This is a genomic window from Pseudomonas sp. 1121_17 (genome assembly GCF_052850745.1).
In genome coordinates this window covers 28,333-48,307 of record NZ_VXCX01000005.1, presented here as the reverse complement: position 1 = coordinate 48,307, position 19,975 = coordinate 28,333, and the positions used below count along the sequence as shown (strand labels likewise).

Here is a 19,975-nt window from a genome sequence, read left to right as displayed (position 1 = left end):
AATTATTGCGGCCAGAGCATCAGCCTCAGCAAATGGCTGAGCGTTGCCCTTGCGGCGGACGGATTGAGTCCCTGAAAGCACTGCACAGACAGCACCTGCAGGTCGCGACAAGCGGACCATATGACCCTCGTATTATTGTGTTTTGGGTTGCGACCGAGCTTAGCCTTGTTCATTTTTTTACACAACACCTCCGTAAAAAATAAAAGACAGGCAGGCCGAGATAACCCTTTTCGGCTTAAATAGCGGATAATGCTTCGCCCCGATATGCAGCAAATCTGCCGTAGATGTGCCATTTCAGGGCGTTAAGGGGTTGGCTTGACTTCGGTTTGCGTTTCCGATTGACTGGAACTGCAAGCCCCCCTTGATTGATATTTTTAACAACAAAGGTGTTGCATCATGTCGGTACCCCCGCGTGCCGTTCAGCTTAACGAAGCGAACGCGTTCCTTAAGGAACATCCTGAGGTTCTCTACGTTGACCTTCTGATTGCAGATATGAATGGTGTGGTGCGCGGCAAGCGCATTGAGCGCACCAGCCTCCACAAGGTTTACGAGAAAGGCATCAACCTGCCGGCCTCCCTCTTCGCCCTCGACATCAACGGTTCGACCGTTGAAAGCACGGGCCTGGGTCTGGACATCGGCGATGCGGACCGCATCTGCTACCCGATCCCTGACACCCTGTGCAACGAGCCGTGGCAGAAGCGCCCTACCGCTCAGCTGCTGATGACCATGCACGAGATCGAAGGCGAGCCGTTCTTCGCCGATCCACGTGAAGTGCTGCGCCAGGTCGTGAGCAAATTCGACGACATGGGCCTGACCATCTGCGCGGCGTTCGAACTTGAGTTCTACCTGATCGACCAGGAAAACGTGAACGGCCGTCCACAGCCGCCGCGCTCGCCGATCTCGGGCAAACGCCCGCAGTCGACCCAGGTCTACCTGATCGACGACCTCGACGAATACGCCGACTGCCTGCAGGACATCCTTGAAGGTGCCAAAGAGCAAGGCATCCCGGCTGACGCCATCGTCAAGGAAAGCGCCCCGGCGCAGTTCGAAGTTAACCTTCACCATGTGCCTGATGCGCTCAAGGCCTGCGACTATGCAGTGCTGCTCAAGCGTCTGATCAAGAACATTGCCTACGACCATGAAATGGACACCACGTTCATGGCCAAGCCGTACCCCGGCCAGGCTGGCAATGGCCTGCATGTGCACATCTCGATCCTGGACAAAGATGGCCACAACATCTTCACCAGCGAGGATCCCGAGCAGAACGCCGCGTTACGCCACGCAGTCGGCGGTGTGCTCGAGACCCTGCCCGCGTCGATGGCGTTCCTGTGCCCGAACGTCAACTCGTACCGCCGCTTCGGTTCGCAGTTCTACGTGCCCAACGCACAGAGCTGGGGCCTGGACAACCGTACCGTCGCCGTGCGCGTGCCGACCGGCTCGCCCGACTCGGTCCGCCTCGAGCACCGTGTAGCAGGCGCCGACGCCAACCCGTACCTGATGATGGCAGCGGTGCTGGCAGGCGTGCACCACGGCCTGACCAACAAGATCGAACCGGGCCCGGCGATCGAAGGCAACTCGTACGAGCAGCTTGATCAGAGCCTGCCGAACAACCTGCGTGATGCCCTGCGCGAGCTGGACGACAGCGAAGTGCTGAACAAGTACATCGATCCGAAGTACATCGACATCTTTGTCGCGTGCAAGGAAAGCGAGCTGGAGGAGTTCGAGCACTCGATCTCCGACCTCGAGTACAACTGGTATCTGCACACCGTGTAAATGAAAACGCCGTCTGATCAGACGGCGTTTTTCATTGTGGCGTGAGGCTTACAGGGTCTTCTCGAAGATCTTCGAGTTGCGCTGGAAGTTGTACAACGAAGCCCGCGCCGCCGGCAGCCGCTCGACGCCACTGGGCTCGAAGCCGCGTTCGCGAAACCAGTGCGCAGTGCGCGTGGTCAGCACGAACAGGGTCTTCAGCCCGAGCGTGCGCGCCCGCGATTCGATCCGCTCGAGCAGGTCATCGCCACGGCCGCCATGGCGGTACTCCGGGTTGACCGCCAGGCACGCCAGCTCCCCCGCCGACGAATCGGCAATCGGGTACAACGCCGCACAGGCGATGATCAGACCGTCGCGCTCGACCACACTGAACTGCTCGATCTCACGTTCCAACACCTCGCGCGAACGGCGCACGAGAATGCCCTGTTCTTCCAGCGGGCTGATCAGCTCAAGCAAACCACCGACGTCTTCGATGCTCGCCTCACGGACGATCTCGAACTGCTCCTGCGCCACCAAAGTGCCGCCGCCGTCGCGGGTGAACAGCTCGGTGAGCAGCGCACCGTCTTCGGCATAACTGACGATATGGCTACGCGCCACGCCGCCCTTGCACGCCTCGGCGGCGGCATCCAGCAGTTCGCCCTGATAGTCGCTGCCCAGCCGTGCCAGGTGCGGCGCGATCTGTTGCGGGCGCAGCTCGCGCACCAGCCGGCCGTTTTCATCGAGCAGGCCGGGCTCGGCGCCAAACAGCAGCAGTTTGTCGGCGGCAAGTTCGATAGCTGCGCGGGTGGCGACGTCTTCGCAGGCCAGGTTGAATATCTCGCCGGTCGGCGAGTAGCCCAGCGGCGACAGCAGCACGATCGAGCGTTCGTCAAGCAGGCGATTGATGCCCTTGCGGTCGATCCGGCGGACTTCACCGGTGTGGTGGTAGTCGACCCCTTCGAGCACGCCGATCGGCCGTGCTGTGACCAGGTTGCCGGACGCCACGCGCAGTCGTGCGCCCTGCATTGGCGAGGAGGCCATGTCCATCGACAGGCGCGCCTCGATCGCCACGCGCAAGGCGCCGACCGCGTCGATCACGCAATCCAGGGTGGCGGCATCGGTAATGCGCATGCCGTGGTGGTAATGCGGGATCAGGCCACGGGCGGCCAGGCGGCTTTCGATCTGCGGGCGCGAGCCGTGCACCAGCACCAGGCGCACGCCAAGGCTGTGCAGCAGCACGAGGTCGTGGACGATATTGCCAAAGTTGGGGTGATCGACGCCGTCGCCGGGCAGCATGACGACGAAGGTGCAGTCACGGTGAGCATTGACGTACGGCGAAGCGTGGCGGAGCCAGGTTACGTAATCGGGCATGACAGGGCCTGTGGCTAAGTGGACGGAGAACGGTCAAGACGCACAACGTGCGAGGTCATCGTCGGAACAGGCTTGCGGTCACGCGCACTCTCCTCTAGGCAGGAACGAATCAGCTCAATGGACGTTTAGCTCAGGCAATAGTGCCTGATCAGGTCACGCAATAGACGCACGGTAGGCTCGATACGTGACATTTCAAGGTATTCGCCGGGCTGGTGAGCACAGGCGATGTCGCCCGGCCCAAGCACAATGGTCTCGCAGCCCAGCTGTTGCAGGTACGGCGCCTCGGTGGCGAAGGCCACCGCTTCGGCGCGGTGCCCGGTCAAGCGCTCTGCCACACGTACCAGCTCGCTGTCGGCGGCCTGCTCGAACGGCGCCACCTCAGGGAACAACGGTTTGTAGTCGATGCTCACCTGATGCTGCTCGGCCAGCGGCACCAGCTTGGCGCGAATGGCCGCGCGCAGCTGCTCCGGGTCCATCCCGGGCAATGGCCGCAGGTCGAACTCGAGCGCGCACTGACCGCAGATCCGGTTGGGGTTGTCGCCACCGTGAATGCAGCCAAAGTTCAGCGTCGGCGTCGGCACGGTGAACTGCGGGTTGCTGTAGGTTTGCTGCCATTGCTGGCGCAGGCCGATCATCTCGGCCATCACTGCGTGCATCGCTTCCATCGCACTGTGGCCCAGGCTTGGGTCTGACGAATGGCCGCTGCGGCCGAGAATATCGATGCGTTCCATCATGATGCCCTTGTGCAGGCGAATCGGCCTGAGCCCGGTCGGCTCGCCGATCACCGCTGCGCGGCCAAGCGGCTGACCGGCCTCGGCCAGGGCGCGGGCGCCGGACATCGAGCTTTCTTCGTCGCACGTAGCAAGGATCAGCAGGGGTTGTTTGAAGTCATGTTCGAGCAGCGGCAGCACGGCCTCGATCACCAGCGCGAAAAAGCCTTTCATGTCGCAACTACCCAGCCCGACCCAGCGATCGCCCACCTCGGTCAGTTTCAGCGGGTCGCTCTGCCACAACTGCTCGTCGAACGGCACCGTGTCGCTGTGGCCAGCCAGAATCAGCCCGCCAGGGCCCGTGCCGCGGCTGGCCAGCAGGTTGAACTTGCCGGGGGTGACCTGCTGGATATCGCATGTGAAGCCAAGGTCAGCCAGCCAACCGGCGAGCAAGTCGATCACCACGCGGTTGGACTGATCCAGTGCGGGCTGGGTGCAACTGACCGATGGCGCGGCGATCAGGGCGGCGAACTGGTCTTTCAGCGATGGCAACGGCATGCGCGGATTCCTCGAAAACGTCGACCCATCATAACAACGCCTGACGTAGACGGCGCAAGGCCGCTGCACCAGGGCAACCGACCAGTCGGATCACAGCAGCACGGCTGACTGCTGTAGACTGCCTTGCAACGATGCCCCTCCTTCGAGCCCGCGATGCACAAAGAAACCGAACTCAAACTCCGCGCCAGCCGCGAGACTCTCACCGCCCTTCGTGAGCACCCCCTGCTGAAGAAGCGCAACAAGTCCGGCTGGCAGACCCGCGAACTGCTCAACCAGTACTTCGACACCCCTGAGCGTGAGCTGTCCGCCGCGCGTGTCGCCCTGCGTCTGCGCCGCGATGGCGATGCCGTCATCCAGACCCTCAAGTGCCGTGGCCAGAGCGTCGCAGGCCTGTCTGAGCGCAACGAATTCGAGTGGCCGCTGGAAAAAGCCAAGCTCGACCTGAAAAAACTCGACGCCAGCTGCTGGCCCGAGCAACTCGCCGAGCTCGACAAAAAGACCATCAAACCGCTGTTCACCACCGACTTCACCCGCGAGTTCGCCGAAATCTCCTGGGGCCGCGGCAAGGCCAAAGTGGTTATCGAAGCAGCACTGGACCAAGGCTTTGTCATCGCTGGCAAGCGCAAGGAAGAAATCTGCGAGCTGGAGCTTGAGCTGCGCGAAGGTTCCGCCGAAGCCCTGCTGGAACTGGCCGCCGAGCTGGCCGCGAGCCTGCCCTTGATGCCCTGCGACATCAGCAAGGCCGAGCGCGGCTATCGCCTGCTTGAGCCAGACAGCTACGAGCTGGACCTGCCGAGCGCCGAGCTCGACGCCGAAATGCCGGTCGACGACGCCTTCACCGCCCTGGCCTGGCAGTTGCTGGCGAGCAGCCAACGGCTGGCCGAGCAGTACCGCCACAGCGGCCACTGGCGCCTGCTGCAGGACTGGGTGCAGTGCCTGAGCGAGCTGCGCGCCCTGGCCGGCAGCATGGGCCAGGCCGCGCCGCGCGCGACCACCAGCGCCCTGCGCGCCAGCCTCGACGCGCTACTGGAAGACTGGCGCCCGCTGGTACAGGCCGGTAACGACGACGAAGACGTCCGCCGCGCCGCGCCCGAGCAGTTCAGCGAAGAGCTGGAAGACCCACGCTGGGGCCAGTTCTCGCTGGAAACCTCACGCTGGCTGCTGGCCCGCGCCTGGACCGTCGAGCGCAAAGGCCGTGGTGAACGCCAGGGCAAGGCGCAGCTGGCCAACTGGCTGCAACACCTGGTCGGCGAAGAAGCCCGCGCGCTGAAGCTGCAAGAGCGTTATGTGCAGCAGCCGGAAGACCTTGGCGAGCAGTTGCCACGCATCGAAACCCTGCTGACCTGGCTGCGCCACGCCCGCCAGGTGCTCGACGTGCCGCAAATGGATCGCCTCTATGGCGAGCTGAACAAGCTGCACAAGCTGGCTGAGCAGCCTTTGGGCGAGGAAGAGAACGACGAACTGCTGATCGCCCGCGTCGAGCAGGCTCGTGCGATCGAGCAGAACCGCGCCTGGAAGCACCTGCTCAAGTCGCCGTCAACGCGCTAACGGCAGGCTGGTCGTGGACTTGATTTCGGACAAGGCCACGATCGAGTTGACCTCCTGGATCCCCGGCACATTCGACAGCTTTTCGAAGAAGAATCGTTCGTAAGCTTCGATGTCCGGGGTGACAATGCGCAACAGGAAGTCCACCGACCCCATCAGCACGTAACATTCCAGCACCTCGGGGAATTCACGGATCGCTTCGGTGAAGCCGGCGAAGTTGGACCGCCCGTGGGCGTTGAGCTTCACCTCGGCAAAGATCTGTGTATTCAGGCCGACCTTCTTGCGGTCGAGCAGGGTCACCTGAGCCCGAATTACCCCCTCTTCCTTCAGCCGTTGAATACGCCGCCAGCAGGGTGACTGCGACAGGCCGACGCGTTCGGCAATCTGCGCGCTGGACAATGAAGCATCCTCTTGTAGCAGCTGCAGGATGCGCCGGTCATAGGCGTCCAGTTCGCTTTGCATTAATTATTCTCCAAGCTGCCAATGAACGAATAGATCAATCTGCGTAGCTGACAAATCGACTCAATCATAGCGAAAAAATGCCGCCTTCCGCGTGGCAGAATTTCTTCCGTCCTGGAGGAGAATCACATGAACGCACTTGAACGGCCCGACACCCTGCCCCGCTCCGACGTCTGGGCCGCCAGCGCGGCGCACAGCCACGTGCGTTATCAACTGCAAGCCGAGGCCGAGCCAGACAGCCTGTGCCGAGTGCTGAACCTGTTCGCGATGCAGTTCCTCACGCCCAATAGTGTGCAGATGCGTCAGCAGGGCGACTGGCTGGAGCTGGAAATCGGCATCGATGGTTTGAGCTGGCATCGCGCCGAAGTCATCGCCCAGAAGCTGCGCAATCTGGTTTGTGTCGGCGAAGTCGAGCTGAGCAACTTGCCGCAGTTGCAAGGCGTAGCCGCTGGCTAGGACGCCATTGGCGATGGCCCGGTAAAAATTGGCAACCGTTGCCCCAGCGTCCTCGCGGCGAGCACAGCTAGCCTTGCCCGTACCTTTTCGGCACGGACGCCGCCGCGATGCATACCCAAGACAGCCACGACCTCGACCTCAAACGCCTTCTCGACGCTCTGCTCGCCGACCGCCGCCTGCAACCCGGTGACGTCCTGCGCGCCCTTGAGCAGCCTAACCAGTGCAGCAGCCACCCGCTCGAAATCATCGCCAGCCTGAACCTTAGCGATCAGCAGCGCCCCGGCCATGTCCTCGATCTGGACAGCCTGTGCCAATGGCTGGCCGATGTCGTGCAGCAGCCCTTCGTCCGGCTCGACCCGCTGCAGATCGACCTGGCCCAGGTCGGCAGCCTGATCTCGCGCGCCTTCGCCGACCGCCATGGCATCCTCGCTCTGGCGGTCGATGTGCACAGCGTCACCGTGGCCAGTGCGCAGCCCTTTCAGCGTGAGTGGGAGCACGATCTGGCGCGCAGCCTGGGCAAGCGCGTCCAGCGCGTGCTGGCCAGCCCGGTGCACATTCGCCAACTGAGCCAGAGCCTGTTCCGCCTGGCCCACTCGGTGCAGGGTGCCGGCCTGCAACAGGATGCCAGCCTGGGCGAGCTCGAGCAGTTGCTGGAGTTGGGCAAGCGCCAGGGCGAGGCTGGCGCGGAGGATGCGCACATCGTGCATATCGTCGACTGGCTGCTGCAGTACGCGATCGAGCAGCGCGCCAGCGATATTCACCTCGAACCGCGTCGTGAACAAGGCCAGCTGCGCTATCGCATCGACGGCCTGCTGCACATGGTGTATGCCTTTCCGCTGGCCGTGACCCTGGCGCTGGTGAGCCGCCTCAAGCATCTTGGCCGCATGGATGTCGCGGAGAAACGCCGACCGCAGGACGGTCGCCTGAAGACGCGGCTGGCCGGCGAGATGGAAGTCGAGCTGCGCCTGTCGACCCTGCCCACCCCGTTTGGCGAAAAGCTGGTGCTGCGCCTGTTCGACCCGCAGCAGTTGCATGAGGACTTCGACCGGCTCGGCCTCGATGGCGAGCTGCGGCACCGCTGGCAGGCACTGCTGCGCCAGCGTCAGGGCATCATTCTGGTAACCGGGCCGACCGGCTCGGGCAAGACCAGCACGCTGTACGCGAGCCTCAAGCGGTTGGCCACGCCTGAGGTCAACCTGTGCACCATCGAAGATCCGATCGAGCGGCTGGAACCCGCTTTCAACCAGCTGCAGGTGCAGCCCGGCCTTGACCTGGGCTTTGCCAACGGCGTGCGCGCCCTGCTGCGGCAAGACCCGGACATCATCATGATTGGTGAGATTCGCGACCGCGAAACCGCTCAGGTGGCCATGCAGGCAGCATTGACCGGCCATCTGGTGTTGTCGACCCTGCACACCAACGATGCCTGCGCAGCGATTGTTCGCCTGCAAGAGCTGGGCGTTGCTGATTACCTGATCAAAGCCACGTTGATCGGGGTAATGGCACAGCGCCTGGTGCGCACTTTGTGCGCCACCTGCAAAGGCCAGTCAGAGCAGCCGCCCATACCCTGTCGGGCATGCCGCGGTACCGGTTACCTGGGCCGTATCGGGCTATTTGAGCTGCTCACACCGGGTGCAGCTTTGCTCGGCAGCATTGGCCCGGCGACCGACCTGGCGGAGCTGCGTCAGCATGCCCTGCGCGATGGCCTGCGCGATCTGCGCAGCGACGGTGAGGCCAAGATCGCCCGCGGGCTGACCAGTCTGAGTGAAGTGCTGAGCGTCTGCAGCTGACGAATATTCCTTAGCGCGCAAGGAACTTGGCCTGTGGATCGAGCATCCAAGCAAGCATTATCCGCCCACCCTCCTAGGTACTTCAGCATGCGTTTCAAAACAGCCATCGCCGCCGCTGCCCTGCTTTCGCTGCCCGTTGGCTCGGCCATGGCCGACAGCTTCTGGCACAACGTCATCTCGTCCGGCGCAACTACTGCGTCGACCTATCTGACCTTCAAAGATCACAAAATGATCGTCGCTGCGCAGGACGATGCCGGCAGTTTCGTTGCCAGTGAAGGGGCTATTCGCGGGCCGTTCCTTGAAGCCGCGATGCGTCAGGTACGAGCCGACAATCCAGGCCTGGAGGCAAGCGACATGCAACTGGCCAATGCCATCCTGGCCAAAAACGCTGTAGCTGAGTAAGCCCGCGCTGTTGCTACCGATGGTGGCGACTGAGTGATAGCGACCGCTCCTGGGCCAGCCGTGCCGGCCCAGGAGCGATAAGCGCTACAGCGGAGGCGATTACTCGCCGATAGCGGCCTTGTAGCCAGCGGCGTCGAGCAGCTTGTCCAGCTCGGCAGTGTTGGCCGGCTTGAGTTTGAAGATCCACGATTCATAAGGGCTGTCGTTGAGCGATTCAGGGCTGTCAGCCAGGTTTTCGTTGACCGCAATCACTTCGCCCGAGACCGGCGCGTAGATATCCGATGCGGCCTTGACCGACTCGACCACGCCAGCAGCGTCGCCTGCTGCGAACACTTTGCCAACTTCAGCCAGCTCAACGAAAACCACGTCACCCAGAGCCTCCTGGGCGTGATCGCTGATGCCAACGGTTACCGTGCCATCGGCTTCCAGCCGTGCCCATTCGTGGCTTTCGGCAAAACGCAGTTCGGCGGGAATATTGCTCATGTCGTAGGGTCCTCGATGTCAGGGATCAGCGGTCGACCCGCCAGGTAATTGTTCAGATCAGAATCTTGCCGTGGCGCACGAAGGTCGGTTTGACCACCCGCACCGGGTACCACTTGCCGCGAATTTCGACCTCGGCGCGCTCGCCGGTGGCCATCGGCACACGCGCCAGGGCAATCGACTTGCTCAGCGTAGGAGAGAAACTACCACTGGTGATCTCCCCTTCGCCAATCCCGGCGACGCGAACTACCTGATGGGCACGTAGCACGCCGCGTTCTTCGAGCACCAGCCCGACCAGTTTTTCCTGCACGCCGCGCTCGATTTCATTGAGCAGCGCACTGCGGCCAATGAACTCGCGCTCGGCCGGCTGCCAGGCAATACACCAGCCGAGGTTGGAGGTCTGTGGGGTGTGCTGCTCGTCGATGTCCTGGCCGTACAGGTTCATGCCGGCTTCCAGGCGCAAGGTATCGCGCGCGCCGAGGCCACTCGGGGCGATACCGGCGCCAACCAGGTCATTGAAAAAAACCGGGGCTTGTTCGGCGGGCAGAATGATCTCCAGGCCGTCCTCGCCGGTGTAGCCGGTGCGTGCGATGAACCAATCGCCCTCAGCCACGCCTTCGAATGGCTGCAGCTCACGGATCAGCGCTGCGCGCGACCAGGACACCAGCTCAGCCACCTTGTCGCGAGCACGGGGGCCCTGAATGGCGATAATGGCCAGCTCCGGACGTGGCGTGACGTTGACCTCGTAGCCGGCGCTGTGCGCCTGCAGCCAGGCGACGACCTTGGCTCGGGTGGCGGCATTGGCCACCAGCCGGTAGCCCGCTTCGGTGCGATACACGATGAGGTCGTCGACTACCCCGCCCTGTTCATTCAGCAGGGTGCTGTAGAGCGCCTTGCCTGTACTGCCGAGGCGGGCCACGTCATTGGCCAGCAGGTACTGCAAGCAGCGTGTGGCTGCCGGGCCATCGACATCGATCACCGTCATGTGCGAGACGTCGAATACGCCGCAGTCAGCGCGCACCTGATGGTGCTCCTCGACTTGCGAGCCATAGTGCAGGGGCATGTCCCAACCGCCAAAGTCGACCATCTTGGCGCCTAGCGCCAAGTGCCAGTCGTACAAAGGTGTGCGCTGTCCCATGGGTTTCTCCTTCCGGGCGTGGCGAAGCGGCGACGGTCGGCGACGTTTAATCGTCACCTGATCTTGTAGGACCCGCCGCAGCGAATGGCGCGCATTGTAGCGGCAAGGGCGCGGGCTGGCATCCTCAGTGAGTCTGACCCGGGCGACGGGCCGAACGGCGTATCAGGCCGATGACCGGCAACAGGCCGACCAGCACCAGCGTCAGCGCGGGCAGCGAAGCGCGTGCCCACTCGCCCTCGCTGGTCATCTCGAACACCCGTACGGCAAGGGTATCCCAGCCGAACGGACGCATCAGCAAGGTTGCCGGCATCTCCTTGAGCACATCGACGAACACCAGCAAGGCAGCGCTCAGAGCGCCCGGTAGCAGCAACGGCAGATATACCTTGAAAAACAATCTCGGCCCGCCGACGCCTAGGCTGCGCGAGGCTTCCGGCAGTGACGGTCGAATCCGCTCGAGGCTGCTTTCCAACGGGCCATAGGCGACCGCGATAAAGCGCACCAGATAGGCCAGCAACAATGCCGCCAGGCTGCCCAGCAGCAACGACCGGCCGGCACCGCCCAGCCATTGCGACAGCGGCACCACCAGTTGATTGTCGAGGTAACTGAACGCCAGCATGATCGACACCGCCAGCACCGAGCCGGGCAAGGCGTAACCCAGATTGGCCAGGCCAACACCAGCGCGGATAGCCCCGGTCGGTGCCTGGCGGCGGGCAAACGCCAGCAGTAGCGCCGCGCTGACCGTGATCAGTGCCGCCATCGCGCCAAGGTACAGGGTGTGCATGACCAGGCCGACATAGCGCTCATCGAGGTCGTGCCGGCCACGCTGCCAGAACCACACCAGCAGTTGCAGCAGCGGGATGACGAAGGCGCAGGCGAACACCAGCAGACACCAGCCGCTGGCCGCCCACCCCTTGAGCCCGCGCAGGTAATACAACGCCTGCACCCGTGGCCGCTCGTTACCGCTGCGGCTGGCGCCGCGAGCGCGGCGTTCGCCATACAGCACCAGCATCACCACCAACAGCAGCAAACTGGCCAGCTGGGCCGCGCTGGACAGGCTGAAGAAGCCGTACCAGGTCTTGTAGATGGCGGTGGTGAAGGTGTCGAAGTTGAACACCGCTACGGCGCCGAAATCCGCCAGGGTTTCCATCAGCGCCAGGGCGATGCCGGCGCCGATGGCGGGCCGCGCCATCGGCAACGCAACCCGCCAGAACGCCTGCACCGGCGAAAGGCCCAGGACCCGCGCAGCCTCCATCAGGCCTTTGCCTTGAGCCATGAACGCGCTGCGTGCGAGCAGATACACGTAGGGGTAGAACACCAGCACCAGCACGGTGATTACCCCGCCGGTAGACCGTACCCGGGGCAGGCGCATCGGCCCAAATATTTCACGCAGGGCGCTCTGCACTGGCCCGGCGAAATCCAGCAGGCCAACGAATACGAACGCCAGCACATAGGCCGGAATGGCGAACGGCAGCATCAAGGCCCAGTCGAGCCAGCGCCGCCCGGGGAACTCGCAGAGGCTGGTGAGCCAGGCAAGGCTCACCCCAAGCACGGTAACGCCGATGCCCACGCCAAGCACCAGGGTCAGGGTATTGCCCAGCAGACGGCTCATTTGGGTGTCGAGCAGGTGCGACCAGATCTGCATATCGATCGACTGCCACGACAGCAGTAGAACACTCAGCGGCAGCAGTACCAGAGCGGCGATCAGGCCGACCGGCAGATACCAGCGGCGTTGGGGAGCGTGGGACAAATCTAGAGTCTCGTAACCAGGTGCGGCCGCAGCGCGGTGGGGCACGGGTCAAGCCCGCAAAAAAGGCCCCGAAGGGCCCTTCAAGCATAAAGCCTGGCGCTTAGTTCCAGCCAGCCCGATCCATCAGGCGAATCGCCTCTGCCTGGCGCTTGCCGGCCACTTCCACTGGCAGGCTGTCGGCCTTGAACGTGCCCCAGGCGGCCACTTCAGCCGATGGCTTGACCTGCGGGTTGGCCGGGAACTCCTGGTTGATGTCGGCAAACAGCTTTTGCGCTTCTTCGCCGGTCATCCACTCCACCAGTTTTTTCGCCGCTTCCGGGTGCGGCGCATGCTTGGTCAGGCCGATGCCCGAGAGGTTGATGTGCACGCCACGGTCACCCTGATTCGGCCAGAACAGCTTGATCGGCAGATCGGGCTGCTGCTTGTGCAGGCGGCCGTAGTAGTAGGTGTTGACCACGCCCACATCGCACTGGCCGGCTTCGATGGCCTGTAGCACAGCGGTGTCATCGGAGAACACGTCAGTGGACAAGTTGCCGACCCAGCCCTTGATGATCTGCTCGGTCTTGGCCTCGCCGTGAGTCTCGATCATGGTCGCGGTCAGCGACTGGTTGTAGACCTTTTTCGCAGTGCGCAGGCACAGGCGCCCTTCCCACTGCTTGTCTGCCAGCGCCTCGTAGGTGCTCAGCTCGCTCGGTTTGACCCGCTCGGTGGCGTAGACGATGGTCCGCGCACGCAGGCTCAGACCGGTCCAGTCATGGGACTTGGCGCGGTATTGAGGGGGGATGTTGGCGTCGATGATGTCCGAAGTGATCGGCTGCAAAATGCCCATCTGCTCGGCCTGCCAGAGGTTGCCGGCATCCACGGTCAGCAGCAGGTCAGCCACGCCGTTCTGGCCCTCGGCCTTGATGCGCTGCATCAGCGGCGCTTCCTTGTCGGTGATGAACTTGATCTTGACCCCGGTCTTGGCCGTGTAGGCGTCGAACACCGGCTTGATCAGCTCATCGATGCGCGAGGAGTACACCACCACTTCGTCCGCCGCCTGCACAGTGCCGCCGAACAGGGTCAGGGCCAGGGCGGCCAGTAGGTGCTTGCGTGGCAACATCGGGTATTCCTCGCGGGTGATTGAGCTGCGAATGGTAGTGAATACCATTAAGCAGCTCACCCGCTGAGCAGTTACCAGATGTTGCAGTCAGGGCCGGGCCAATTCCGGCAGATCGCCAGACAAGCCCAGCGCCTGCCGCACGAACAGCGCCTTGGCCTCAGGCAGTTGCTCGACCAGCTTCAAACCGCTGTTGCGCAGCCAGCGCAGCGGCAACGGATTGGCCTGGAACAGCCGCTCGAAGCCCTCCATGGCCGCCATCAGCGCCAGGTTGTGCGGCATGCGCCGGCGCTCGTAGCGGCTCAGCACCTTCACATCCGCCAACCGCTCGCCGCGCTCGCAGGCCCGCACCAGCTCTTCGGCCAATACGGCGGCATCAAGAAAGCCCAGGTTGACGCCTTGCCCGGCCAGCGGGTGAATCACGTGGGCGGCATCGCCGATCAATGCCAGACCTTCAGCTACATAGCGCTTGGCGTGGCGCTGGCGCAGCGGCACGCAGACCCGAGGGTCAACCTCAAGGACCTGACCCAGACGCCCCTCAAAGGCGCGCTGCAGCGCCTCGGCGAAGGCGGCATCATCATGCCTCATCAGTTGCTCGGCCTGCTCTGGGGTAGTGGACCAGACGATTGAGCACCACTGCTGGCCGCCATCACGCGCCAGCGGCAGAAACGCCAGCGGCCCCTCGTCGGTGAAGCGCTGCCAGGCGGTGGCCTGGTGCGCCTCGCTGCAGCGCACGCTGGTGACGATGGCCTGGTGCAGGTAATCCCACTCGCGGGTCTCGCAGCCGGTCAGGTGGCGCACCGCCGAGTTGGCGCCATCGGCAGCGATGACCAGTGGCGCGCGCAGGCGACGGCCATCGGCCAGGGTCAGCAGCCACTCATCACCGGAGCGGCGCATCTGCTCCAGGCGGGCATTGGCCAGCAGGCCGATGTCGCTGTCGAGCAAACGCTCCAGCAGGCCGTCCTGGACTACCCGGTTTTCAACGATGTGGCCCAGCAGGTCGGCGTGCACACTGGCCGCCGAGAAGTGGATCTGGCCGGTGCCGCTGCCATCCCACACATGCATGTCGGTGTACGGCGACAGGCGCCGGGCGACAATGCCATCCCAGGCGCCGAGGCGCTCGAGGATGCGCTGGCTGGCTGCCGACAAGGCACTGACCCGCGGCTCGAACGCGGCTTGCTGGTCAAACGGCTTGACCGACAACGGGCCGCCGTCGAGCAGGACAACTTGCAAGCCGCTGTGGCGCAATGCCAGGGCCAGGGCGCTGCCGACCATACCGGCACCGACAATCAGTACATCTGCGCGCGTTTCCATGCCTTACGCCTGCCTCACTTGCGGCTTGAGCCGTACATAAAGAGTTTTATCGACCCGCGCCACCAGTTCACCGGCGCCGTCGCGGATGTCGACCTGCAGCCGCGGCAGGTACTTCTTGCCGCTGGCGGTCTGCTGGCGAATCTCGGCCAGCAGCGCGTCATCGACGTTGAACTCGGCATACACCGGGCCTTTGCCCGGTGAGATGAAGTCGATGCTGGCGGCCTTGTCCCAGACAATGTACTCGCTGCCCAGACGCTCGATCAGCAACAGCATGTAGAACGGGTCGACCATCGAATACAGGCTGCCGCCGAACTGGGTGCCGACGTAGTTGCGGTTCCAGCGGGTGAGCTTCATGCGCACTTTGATGTGGCTCATGTCGGGGCTGATCTGCTGCACCCGAATACCAGCACCCAGGTACGGCGGGTAGATATTCAGCAACCAGCGCAGCATGCGGGCCTTGCGCGCCAGCCGACGCGAATCGCTCACAGGCGACCCCGCAGATCGCTGCGGGTGCCCAGGCCCATCGCCTGGCGGGCGAACCAGCGCTTGGCCGGTGGCAACAGATCAAGGCCAAGCAAACCCAGGTTGCGTCCGGTGGCCAGCAACGGCTGGCTGCTGCCGAACATCCGCGTGACCTGATCGGAGAAGCCGATGGTCAGGCTCTGGTCGAGTTGCTGCCGCTGCTGATAGGTCTGCAGGGTCGCCAGGTCGCCGGGGTGCTGCGGGCCGGCCAGCAAGCCTTCAGCCAGCGCCTGCACATCGCGTAGCGACAGGTTGAAGCCCTGCCCGGCAATCGGGTGCAGGCTGTGCGCGGCATTGCCGAGAACCACCAGATGCGGGCGCACCTGCTCGCTGGCAGCCACCAGCGCCAGCGGATACAGATGCCGCGCGCCAACCTGGCGCAGTGCGCCGAGGCGGTAGCCAAAGATCTGCTGCAGCTCGGCGAGGAAGTTGCGCTCGTCGATCTCGGCCAGGCGCTTGGCGTCCATCCCCTGGCGGGTCCAGACCAGCGCGCAGCGGTTGTCCGGCAATGGCAGCAAAGCCATAGGCCCCTGTTCGGTAAAGCGCTCGAAGGCCTGACCGCCGTGGGCCTCACCGGGGGTGATATTGGCGATCAAGGCACTCTGCTGATAAGGCCGGCGCTGCACATGGATGCCCAGCTGCTCGCGCAAGCCCGAGCGACCACCATCAGCCAGCACAGCCAGGTCACACTCAAGGCTGGTGTCGTCATCCAGCTGCAAGCGGTAACCGCCTTCGATCGGCTGCATCGCCTTGACCTCGGCCGGGCATCGCCAGCTCACCACTTCCGGGTCCAGGCCCTGCCACAGGCACTGGCCAAGCCAGGCGTTTTCCACCACATAGCCCAGCGCCGGCACGCCTTCTTCGCTGGCGTCCAGGCGGGTGGCGCCAAAGCGACCGCGGTCGGACACGTGAATCTGCAGAATCGGCTCGGCGCGCTGGCTGATGGCCGGCCACAGGCCCAACTGCTGGTAGATCTGCCGGGTGCCAAACGACAACGCCGACGAGCGCGCATCGTAGCTTGGCTGAAACGCATCGCCAGGAGCGAACGGCTCGATCAGCAGGATTTTCCAGCCACGCGCCTTGGCCCCAGCCTGCAGCGCCAGCGCCAGGCTGGCGCCGACCAGGCCGCCGCCGATGATTGCCAGGTTGACCCGGCTCATGCCGCCTGCTCGCGGGCAGCGGCCATCAGCGCCTCGATCTCGGCAACCGTCCGCGGCACGCCGGAGGTAAGAATTTCACAGCCCTGCCTGGTAACCACCACGTCGTCCTCGATCCTGATGCCGATACCGCGCCACTTCCTGGCCACGGCCTGATTGTCGGCGCCGATGTAAATGCCGGGTTCGACGGTCAGCGCCATGCCCACTTCGAGCACCCGCCACTGGCCGCCGACCTTGTACTCGCCGACATCGTGCACATCCATGCCCAGCCAGTGCCCGGCGCGGTGCATGTAGAACGCGCGGTAGGCCTCGCTGTCGATCAGCGCCTGCACTTCGCCCTTGAGCAAGCCCAGCCGCACCAGCCCTGCGGTAATCACCCGCACCGTCGCCTCATGGGCGTGGTTCCAGTGCTTGCCTGGGGCGATCTCGGCAAAGGCCGCAGCCTGGGCTTCGAGCACCAGCTCGTAGATGGCTTTCTGCTCAGCAGAAAAACGCCCGCTGACCGGGAACGTGCGGGTGATATCGCTGGCATAGCAGTCGATTTCACAGCCGGCATCGATCAGCACCAGGTCGCCGTCCTTGAGCACGGCGTCGTTCTGCTGATAGTGCAGGATGCAGCCATTACGCCCAGCAGCGACGATCGAGCCATAGGCCGGCATCTTCGCCCCGCCCTTGCGAAACTCGTAATCGAGCTCGGCCTCCAGGCTGTATTCGTAAAGCCCCGCCCGGCAGGCCTGCATCGCCCGCACATGGGCCCGTGCAGAAATCGCCGCAGCGGCGCGCATGACCTTCACTTCCGCTGCCGATTTATACAGGCGCATGTCGTGCAGCAGATGATCCAGCGCAACGAACTCGTTGGGCGGCTGCGCACCGAGGCGGGCCTTGGAGCGAATCAGGTTGATCCAGTCCATCAAGCGCCGGTCGAACTCAGGGTTGCTGCCCATCGCCGTATACACCCGCTCGCGGCCTTCGATCAGGCCCGGCAGGATCTCGTCGATGTCGGTAATCGGAAATGCATCGTCCGCGCCATACTCGCGCAGGGCACCTTCCTGACCAGCACGCAGGCCGTCCCACAGCTCGCGCTCCGGGTTGCGTTCACGGCAAAACAGCACGTATTCGCCATGCTCGCGACCGGGGATCAGAACAATGACTGCCTCAGGCTCGGGAAAGCCGCTGAGGTACTGGAAGTCGCTGTCCTGACGGTACACGTGCTCGACATCACGATTGCGAATGGCAACCGCAGCGGCGGGCAGGATGGCGATGCTGTTGGGGACCATCTGCGCCATCAGCGCCTTGCGCCGACGGGCATACTCGGCCTTGGGTATGTGGCTCATGGGCGGACGACCCCGATTGATCAGTGCAGCGATGGCTTGGGGGCAGGCGCAACTGGCGCGGCCAGCTCGGTGAACAGCAGCAGCGGCGCGACGCGCAGGTACTCGGTGACCTCCATGTAGTCGCTCTCGCCGTCTTCGGATTCTTCCAGGGCGTCTTGCACCTGCGAAATCGCCACCAGGTCCTGCAGCACTTCCTTGGCTTCGGTGGACAGGTCCTTGCCACCGGCGTTCAAGCCAAAACCGGCGATGAAGCCCTGGCACCACTCGCCAAGGGCGGCGGCACGTTCGGTCAGCGGTTGTTCATCACCCGGCAGCAACAGCACCAGAGCGACGTCATCGCCGGTAAGTTCGGCCTTGACCATCTCCTGCAGGCCGATCAGGGCGTTGCGCACAGAGTCGTTCGGTTCGACCTCGAGGGCGTTGGCGGCGTCGGCCAGCCAGGCCTCGGCATCGAAGCCTGCGCCGGCGCAGCTGCGGCCAATCAACAGGCCGTGCAGCTCGGCGGGGGAGACAGGGTGGCCATTGCTCGAGAGCAGTGTGGCGAAAGCGGTATACGGCGATTGAGTATTAGGCATGGGCTGCTAGGCGCCAGACGGCGCAATGTCTAGAATGAAGACCTTGTATCCTAGCACCGGCAGGCGCGCCAAGACCATCGGCACTGGCCGCCCAAGGCCCGGCACCGGCATCATGGCCAGGCCGTAAACGATGGAGCGAAACGAGTGCCCCCCATGCAAGACAACGACCTGCAAGCGCTGATGAGCCGTTTCGAGCTGCTGATCGAGCGCGTCGAGCAACTTAAACGGCAAAATGCACTCCTATTAGCGCAGGAAACTTCCTGGCGCGAAGAGCGCGCCCACCTCATTGAAAAAAATGAGATCGCAAGGCGTAAGGTCGAATCCATGATCTTGCGGCTCAAGGCCCTGGAGCAAGACTCATGAGTTCAAGCAATAGCGTCACCGTACAGATCCTCGACAAAGACTACTCGATCATCTGCCCGCCCGAAGAGCGCAGCAACCTGGTCAGCGCCGCGCGCTATCTGGATGGCAAGATGCGCGAGATCCGCAGCAGCGGCAAAGTCATCGGCGCCGATCGCATTGCGGTGATGGCGGCCTTGAACATTACCCACGAAATGCTCCACCGCCAGGAAACCCCTGAAGTGGCCAGCGGCGGTACTACCCGCGAGCAGGTGCGTGACCTGCTCGAGCGCGTCGACAGCGCATTGGCCGACGACACGGGTACCAAAAACGGCTGAGATCGGTATACTGGCGTCACTCCCTGGGAGATGCGCCAGTCGGTTATGTCCCTGAGCCGATACGCACAACCACGGGGGTTGCACGCTGGGGCCGGTGTGCATGTCCGCCCGACGGAAAGCCTTAACGCCCCCTGCAATCTCCACCTTGAACTTTCGGGTTCAAGGGCTACGCCGATAGCGGTCTTATCGGGGAGCCTGAATTCTGCTTTGCTCGCCTGCTCTGGCGGGCAACTGGTCTGGCCGCCACGGCGGCCGACACCTCCGGGACCTCTGTGCCATGACCGACACCGCGCCCCTCACCCGCCCGCAACTTCGTCGCCAGCTGCGTAACGCACGCCGCGCCCTTACGCCTGCACAACAGCGTCAGGCGTCTCGCGGCCTGTACCGTCAGCTGGCCCAGCATCCGTTATTCCGCCGCGCCCGCCACATTGCCCTGTACCTGCCCAATGACGGTGAGATCGACCCGCGTCTGCTGCTGCGCGAGGGTCATCGGCGCGGCAAGCGGATCTACCTGCCGGTGCTGCACGCCTGGCCGGCCACACGCATGGTGTTTCAGCGTTACGACCAGGGTGAGGTGCTCAAGCGCAATCGCTTTCGCATCCCGGAGCCGGTAATCGAGCGCAAGCGGCAACGGCCAATCTGGGCGCTGGACTTGATCCTGCTGCCGTTGGTCGGGTTTGACGAAGTGGGTGGCCGCTTGGGCATGGGGGGCGGGTTCTATGACCGCAGCCTGGCTTATCAGAGCCGGCGCAAGACCTGGAAGAAACCGCTGCTGCTGGGCCTGGCGCATGAATGCCAGAAGGTCGAGCGCCTGGCACAGGCTAGTTGGGATGTCCCGCTGCAAGGCACGGTCTCGGACCGCCACTGGTACCTGGCGCGCACTTGAGCGCGCAAT

20 protein-coding genes and 1 other RNA gene are annotated in these 19,975 nt (G+C 63.7%); 9 read left to right on the top strand and 12 right to left on the bottom strand.

Going from position 1 to position 19,975, the window contains the following annotated elements; all coding sequences use genetic code 11:
- Positions 1-396 precede the first annotated feature (396 nt).
- On the top strand, positions 397-1,773 hold the full coding sequence (locus tag FW789_RS12120) for a glutamine synthetase family protein (protein WP_101315306.1): 1,377 nt from the start codon (positions 397-399) through the stop codon (positions 1,771-1,773).
- 48 nt (positions 1,774-1,821) lie between these two features.
- Here the strand turns inward: FW789_RS12120 and argA are convergent, their stop codons facing one another.
- Together argA and argE are read right to left on the bottom strand one after the other, a co-directional pair.
- Positions 1,822-3,120 carry an amino-acid N-acetyltransferase gene (argA, locus tag FW789_RS12115; protein ID WP_103435618.1) on the bottom strand — a complete coding sequence of 433 codons (1,299 nt, stop codon included), beginning with the start codon at positions 3,118-3,120 and terminating at the stop codon, positions 1,822-1,824.
- A 125-nt stretch (positions 3,121-3,245) separates the two neighbouring features.
- Positions 3,246-4,388: an acetylornithine deacetylase gene (gene argE / locus FW789_RS12110; RefSeq protein WP_101315302.1), complete on the bottom strand. Its 1,143-nt coding sequence runs from the start codon at positions 4,386-4,388 to the stop codon at positions 3,246-3,248.
- Positions 4,389-4,541: 153 nt separating this feature from the next.
- Between argE and FW789_RS12105 the strand changes: the two genes are divergently transcribed.
- Positions 4,542-5,936: a CYTH domain-containing protein gene (locus tag FW789_RS12105; protein WP_103435616.1), complete on the top strand. Its 1,395-nt coding sequence runs from the start codon at positions 4,542-4,544 to the stop codon at positions 5,934-5,936.
- Here the strand turns inward: FW789_RS12105 and FW789_RS12100 are convergent.
- Positions 5,925-6,395, bottom strand: a complete 471-nt coding sequence (locus tag FW789_RS12100) for an Lrp/AsnC family transcriptional regulator (RefSeq protein ID WP_101315298.1) — start codon at positions 6,393-6,395, stop codon at positions 5,925-5,927. The two genes, FW789_RS12105 and FW789_RS12100, sit on opposite strands and share 12 nt — an antisense overlap.
- A gap of 126 nt (positions 6,396-6,521) precedes the next feature.
- Between FW789_RS12100 and FW789_RS12095 the strand changes: the two genes are divergently transcribed.
- From FW789_RS12095 to FW789_RS12085, 3 genes are all read left to right on the top strand, one after another.
- Positions 6,522-6,848: a hypothetical protein gene (locus tag FW789_RS12095; RefSeq protein WP_101315296.1), complete on the top strand. Its 327-nt coding sequence runs from the start codon at positions 6,522-6,524 to the stop codon at positions 6,846-6,848.
- Positions 6,849-6,955: 107 nt separating this feature from the next.
- On the top strand, positions 6,956-8,635 hold the full coding sequence (locus FW789_RS12090; protein ID WP_186701104.1) for a GspE/PulE family protein: 1,680 nt from the start codon (positions 6,956-6,958) through the stop codon (positions 8,633-8,635).
- Between the two features lie 87 nt (positions 8,636-8,722).
- Entirely contained in the window at positions 8,723-9,037 is a 315-nt protein-coding gene (locus FW789_RS12085) for a DUF2388 domain-containing protein (RefSeq protein WP_186701103.1), read from the top strand.
- Between the two features lie 99 nt (positions 9,038-9,136).
- On the opposite strand, the gene gcvH is transcribed toward FW789_RS12085, so the two are convergent.
- The 9 genes from gcvH to FW789_RS12040 all read right to left on the bottom strand — a co-directional run bounded on the left by gcvH (position 9,137) and on the right by FW789_RS12040 (position 18,403).
- Positions 9,137-9,520 (bottom strand): glycine cleavage system protein GcvH, encoded by a 384-nt coding sequence (gene gcvH / locus FW789_RS12080; protein ID WP_103435612.1) that lies wholly within the window; start codon positions 9,518-9,520, stop codon positions 9,137-9,139.
- 52 nt (positions 9,521-9,572) lie between these two features.
- Positions 9,573-10,655, bottom strand: a complete 1,083-nt coding sequence (gene gcvT, locus FW789_RS12075) for a glycine cleavage system aminomethyltransferase GcvT (protein ID WP_207072875.1) — start codon at positions 10,653-10,655, stop codon at positions 9,573-9,575.
- Positions 10,656-10,779: 124 nt separating this feature from the next.
- Positions 10,780-12,402, bottom strand: a complete 1,623-nt coding sequence (locus FW789_RS12070) for an ABC transporter permease (RefSeq protein WP_446431493.1) — start codon at positions 12,400-12,402, stop codon at positions 10,780-10,782.
- 100 nt (positions 12,403-12,502) lie between these two features.
- Entirely contained in the window at positions 12,503-13,504 is a 1,002-nt protein-coding gene (locus tag FW789_RS12065; protein ID WP_411564024.1) for an extracellular solute-binding protein, read from the bottom strand.
- An 87-nt stretch (positions 13,505-13,591) separates the two neighbouring features.
- Entirely contained in the window at positions 13,592-14,815 is a 1,224-nt protein-coding gene (locus FW789_RS12060; protein ID WP_150573481.1) for a 2-octaprenyl-3-methyl-6-methoxy-1,4-benzoquinol hydroxylase, read from the bottom strand.
- 3 nt (positions 14,816-14,818) lie between these two features.
- Entirely contained in the window at positions 14,819-15,301 is a 483-nt protein-coding gene (locus FW789_RS12055) for a DUF4442 domain-containing protein (protein WP_103435608.1), read from the bottom strand.
- Positions 15,298-16,497: a 2-octaprenyl-6-methoxyphenyl hydroxylase gene (ubiH, locus tag FW789_RS12050; RefSeq protein WP_411562348.1), complete on the bottom strand. Its 1,200-nt coding sequence runs from the start codon at positions 16,495-16,497 to the stop codon at positions 15,298-15,300. The genes FW789_RS12055 and ubiH overlap by 4 nt, the downstream gene beginning before the upstream one ends.
- A complete protein-coding gene (gene pepP / locus FW789_RS12045) occupies positions 16,494-17,828 on the bottom strand; it encodes a Xaa-Pro aminopeptidase (protein WP_186701650.1) in 1,335 nt (444 codons plus the stop codon). The genes ubiH and pepP overlap by 4 nt, the downstream gene beginning before the upstream one ends.
- 20 nt (positions 17,829-17,848) lie before the next feature.
- Complete coding sequence (locus FW789_RS12040; RefSeq protein WP_186701649.1) at positions 17,849-18,403, bottom strand: UPF0149 family protein; 555 nt, start codon at positions 18,401-18,403, stop codon at positions 17,849-17,851.
- 153 nt (positions 18,404-18,556) lie between these two features.
- Between FW789_RS12040 and FW789_RS12035 the strand changes: the two genes are divergently transcribed.
- From FW789_RS12035 to FW789_RS12020, 4 genes are all read left to right on the top strand, one after another.
- Positions 18,557-18,766: a TIGR02449 family protein gene (locus FW789_RS12035; protein ID WP_101315273.1), complete on the top strand. Its 210-nt coding sequence runs from the start codon at positions 18,557-18,559 to the stop codon at positions 18,764-18,766.
- Entirely contained in the window at positions 18,763-19,080 is a 318-nt protein-coding gene (locus FW789_RS12030) for a cell division protein ZapA (RefSeq protein WP_101315271.1), read from the top strand. The genes FW789_RS12035 and FW789_RS12030 overlap by 4 nt, the downstream gene beginning before the upstream one ends.
- 17 nt (positions 19,081-19,097) lie before the next feature.
- Positions 19,098-19,277: non-coding RNA, 6S RNA (gene ssrS, locus FW789_RS12025), on the top strand.
- Between the two features lie 80 nt (positions 19,278-19,357).
- On the top strand, positions 19,358-19,966 hold the full coding sequence (locus FW789_RS12020; RefSeq protein ID WP_314876964.1) for a 5-formyltetrahydrofolate cyclo-ligase: 609 nt from the start codon (positions 19,358-19,360) through the stop codon (positions 19,964-19,966).
- Positions 19,967-19,975 lie beyond the last annotated feature (9 nt).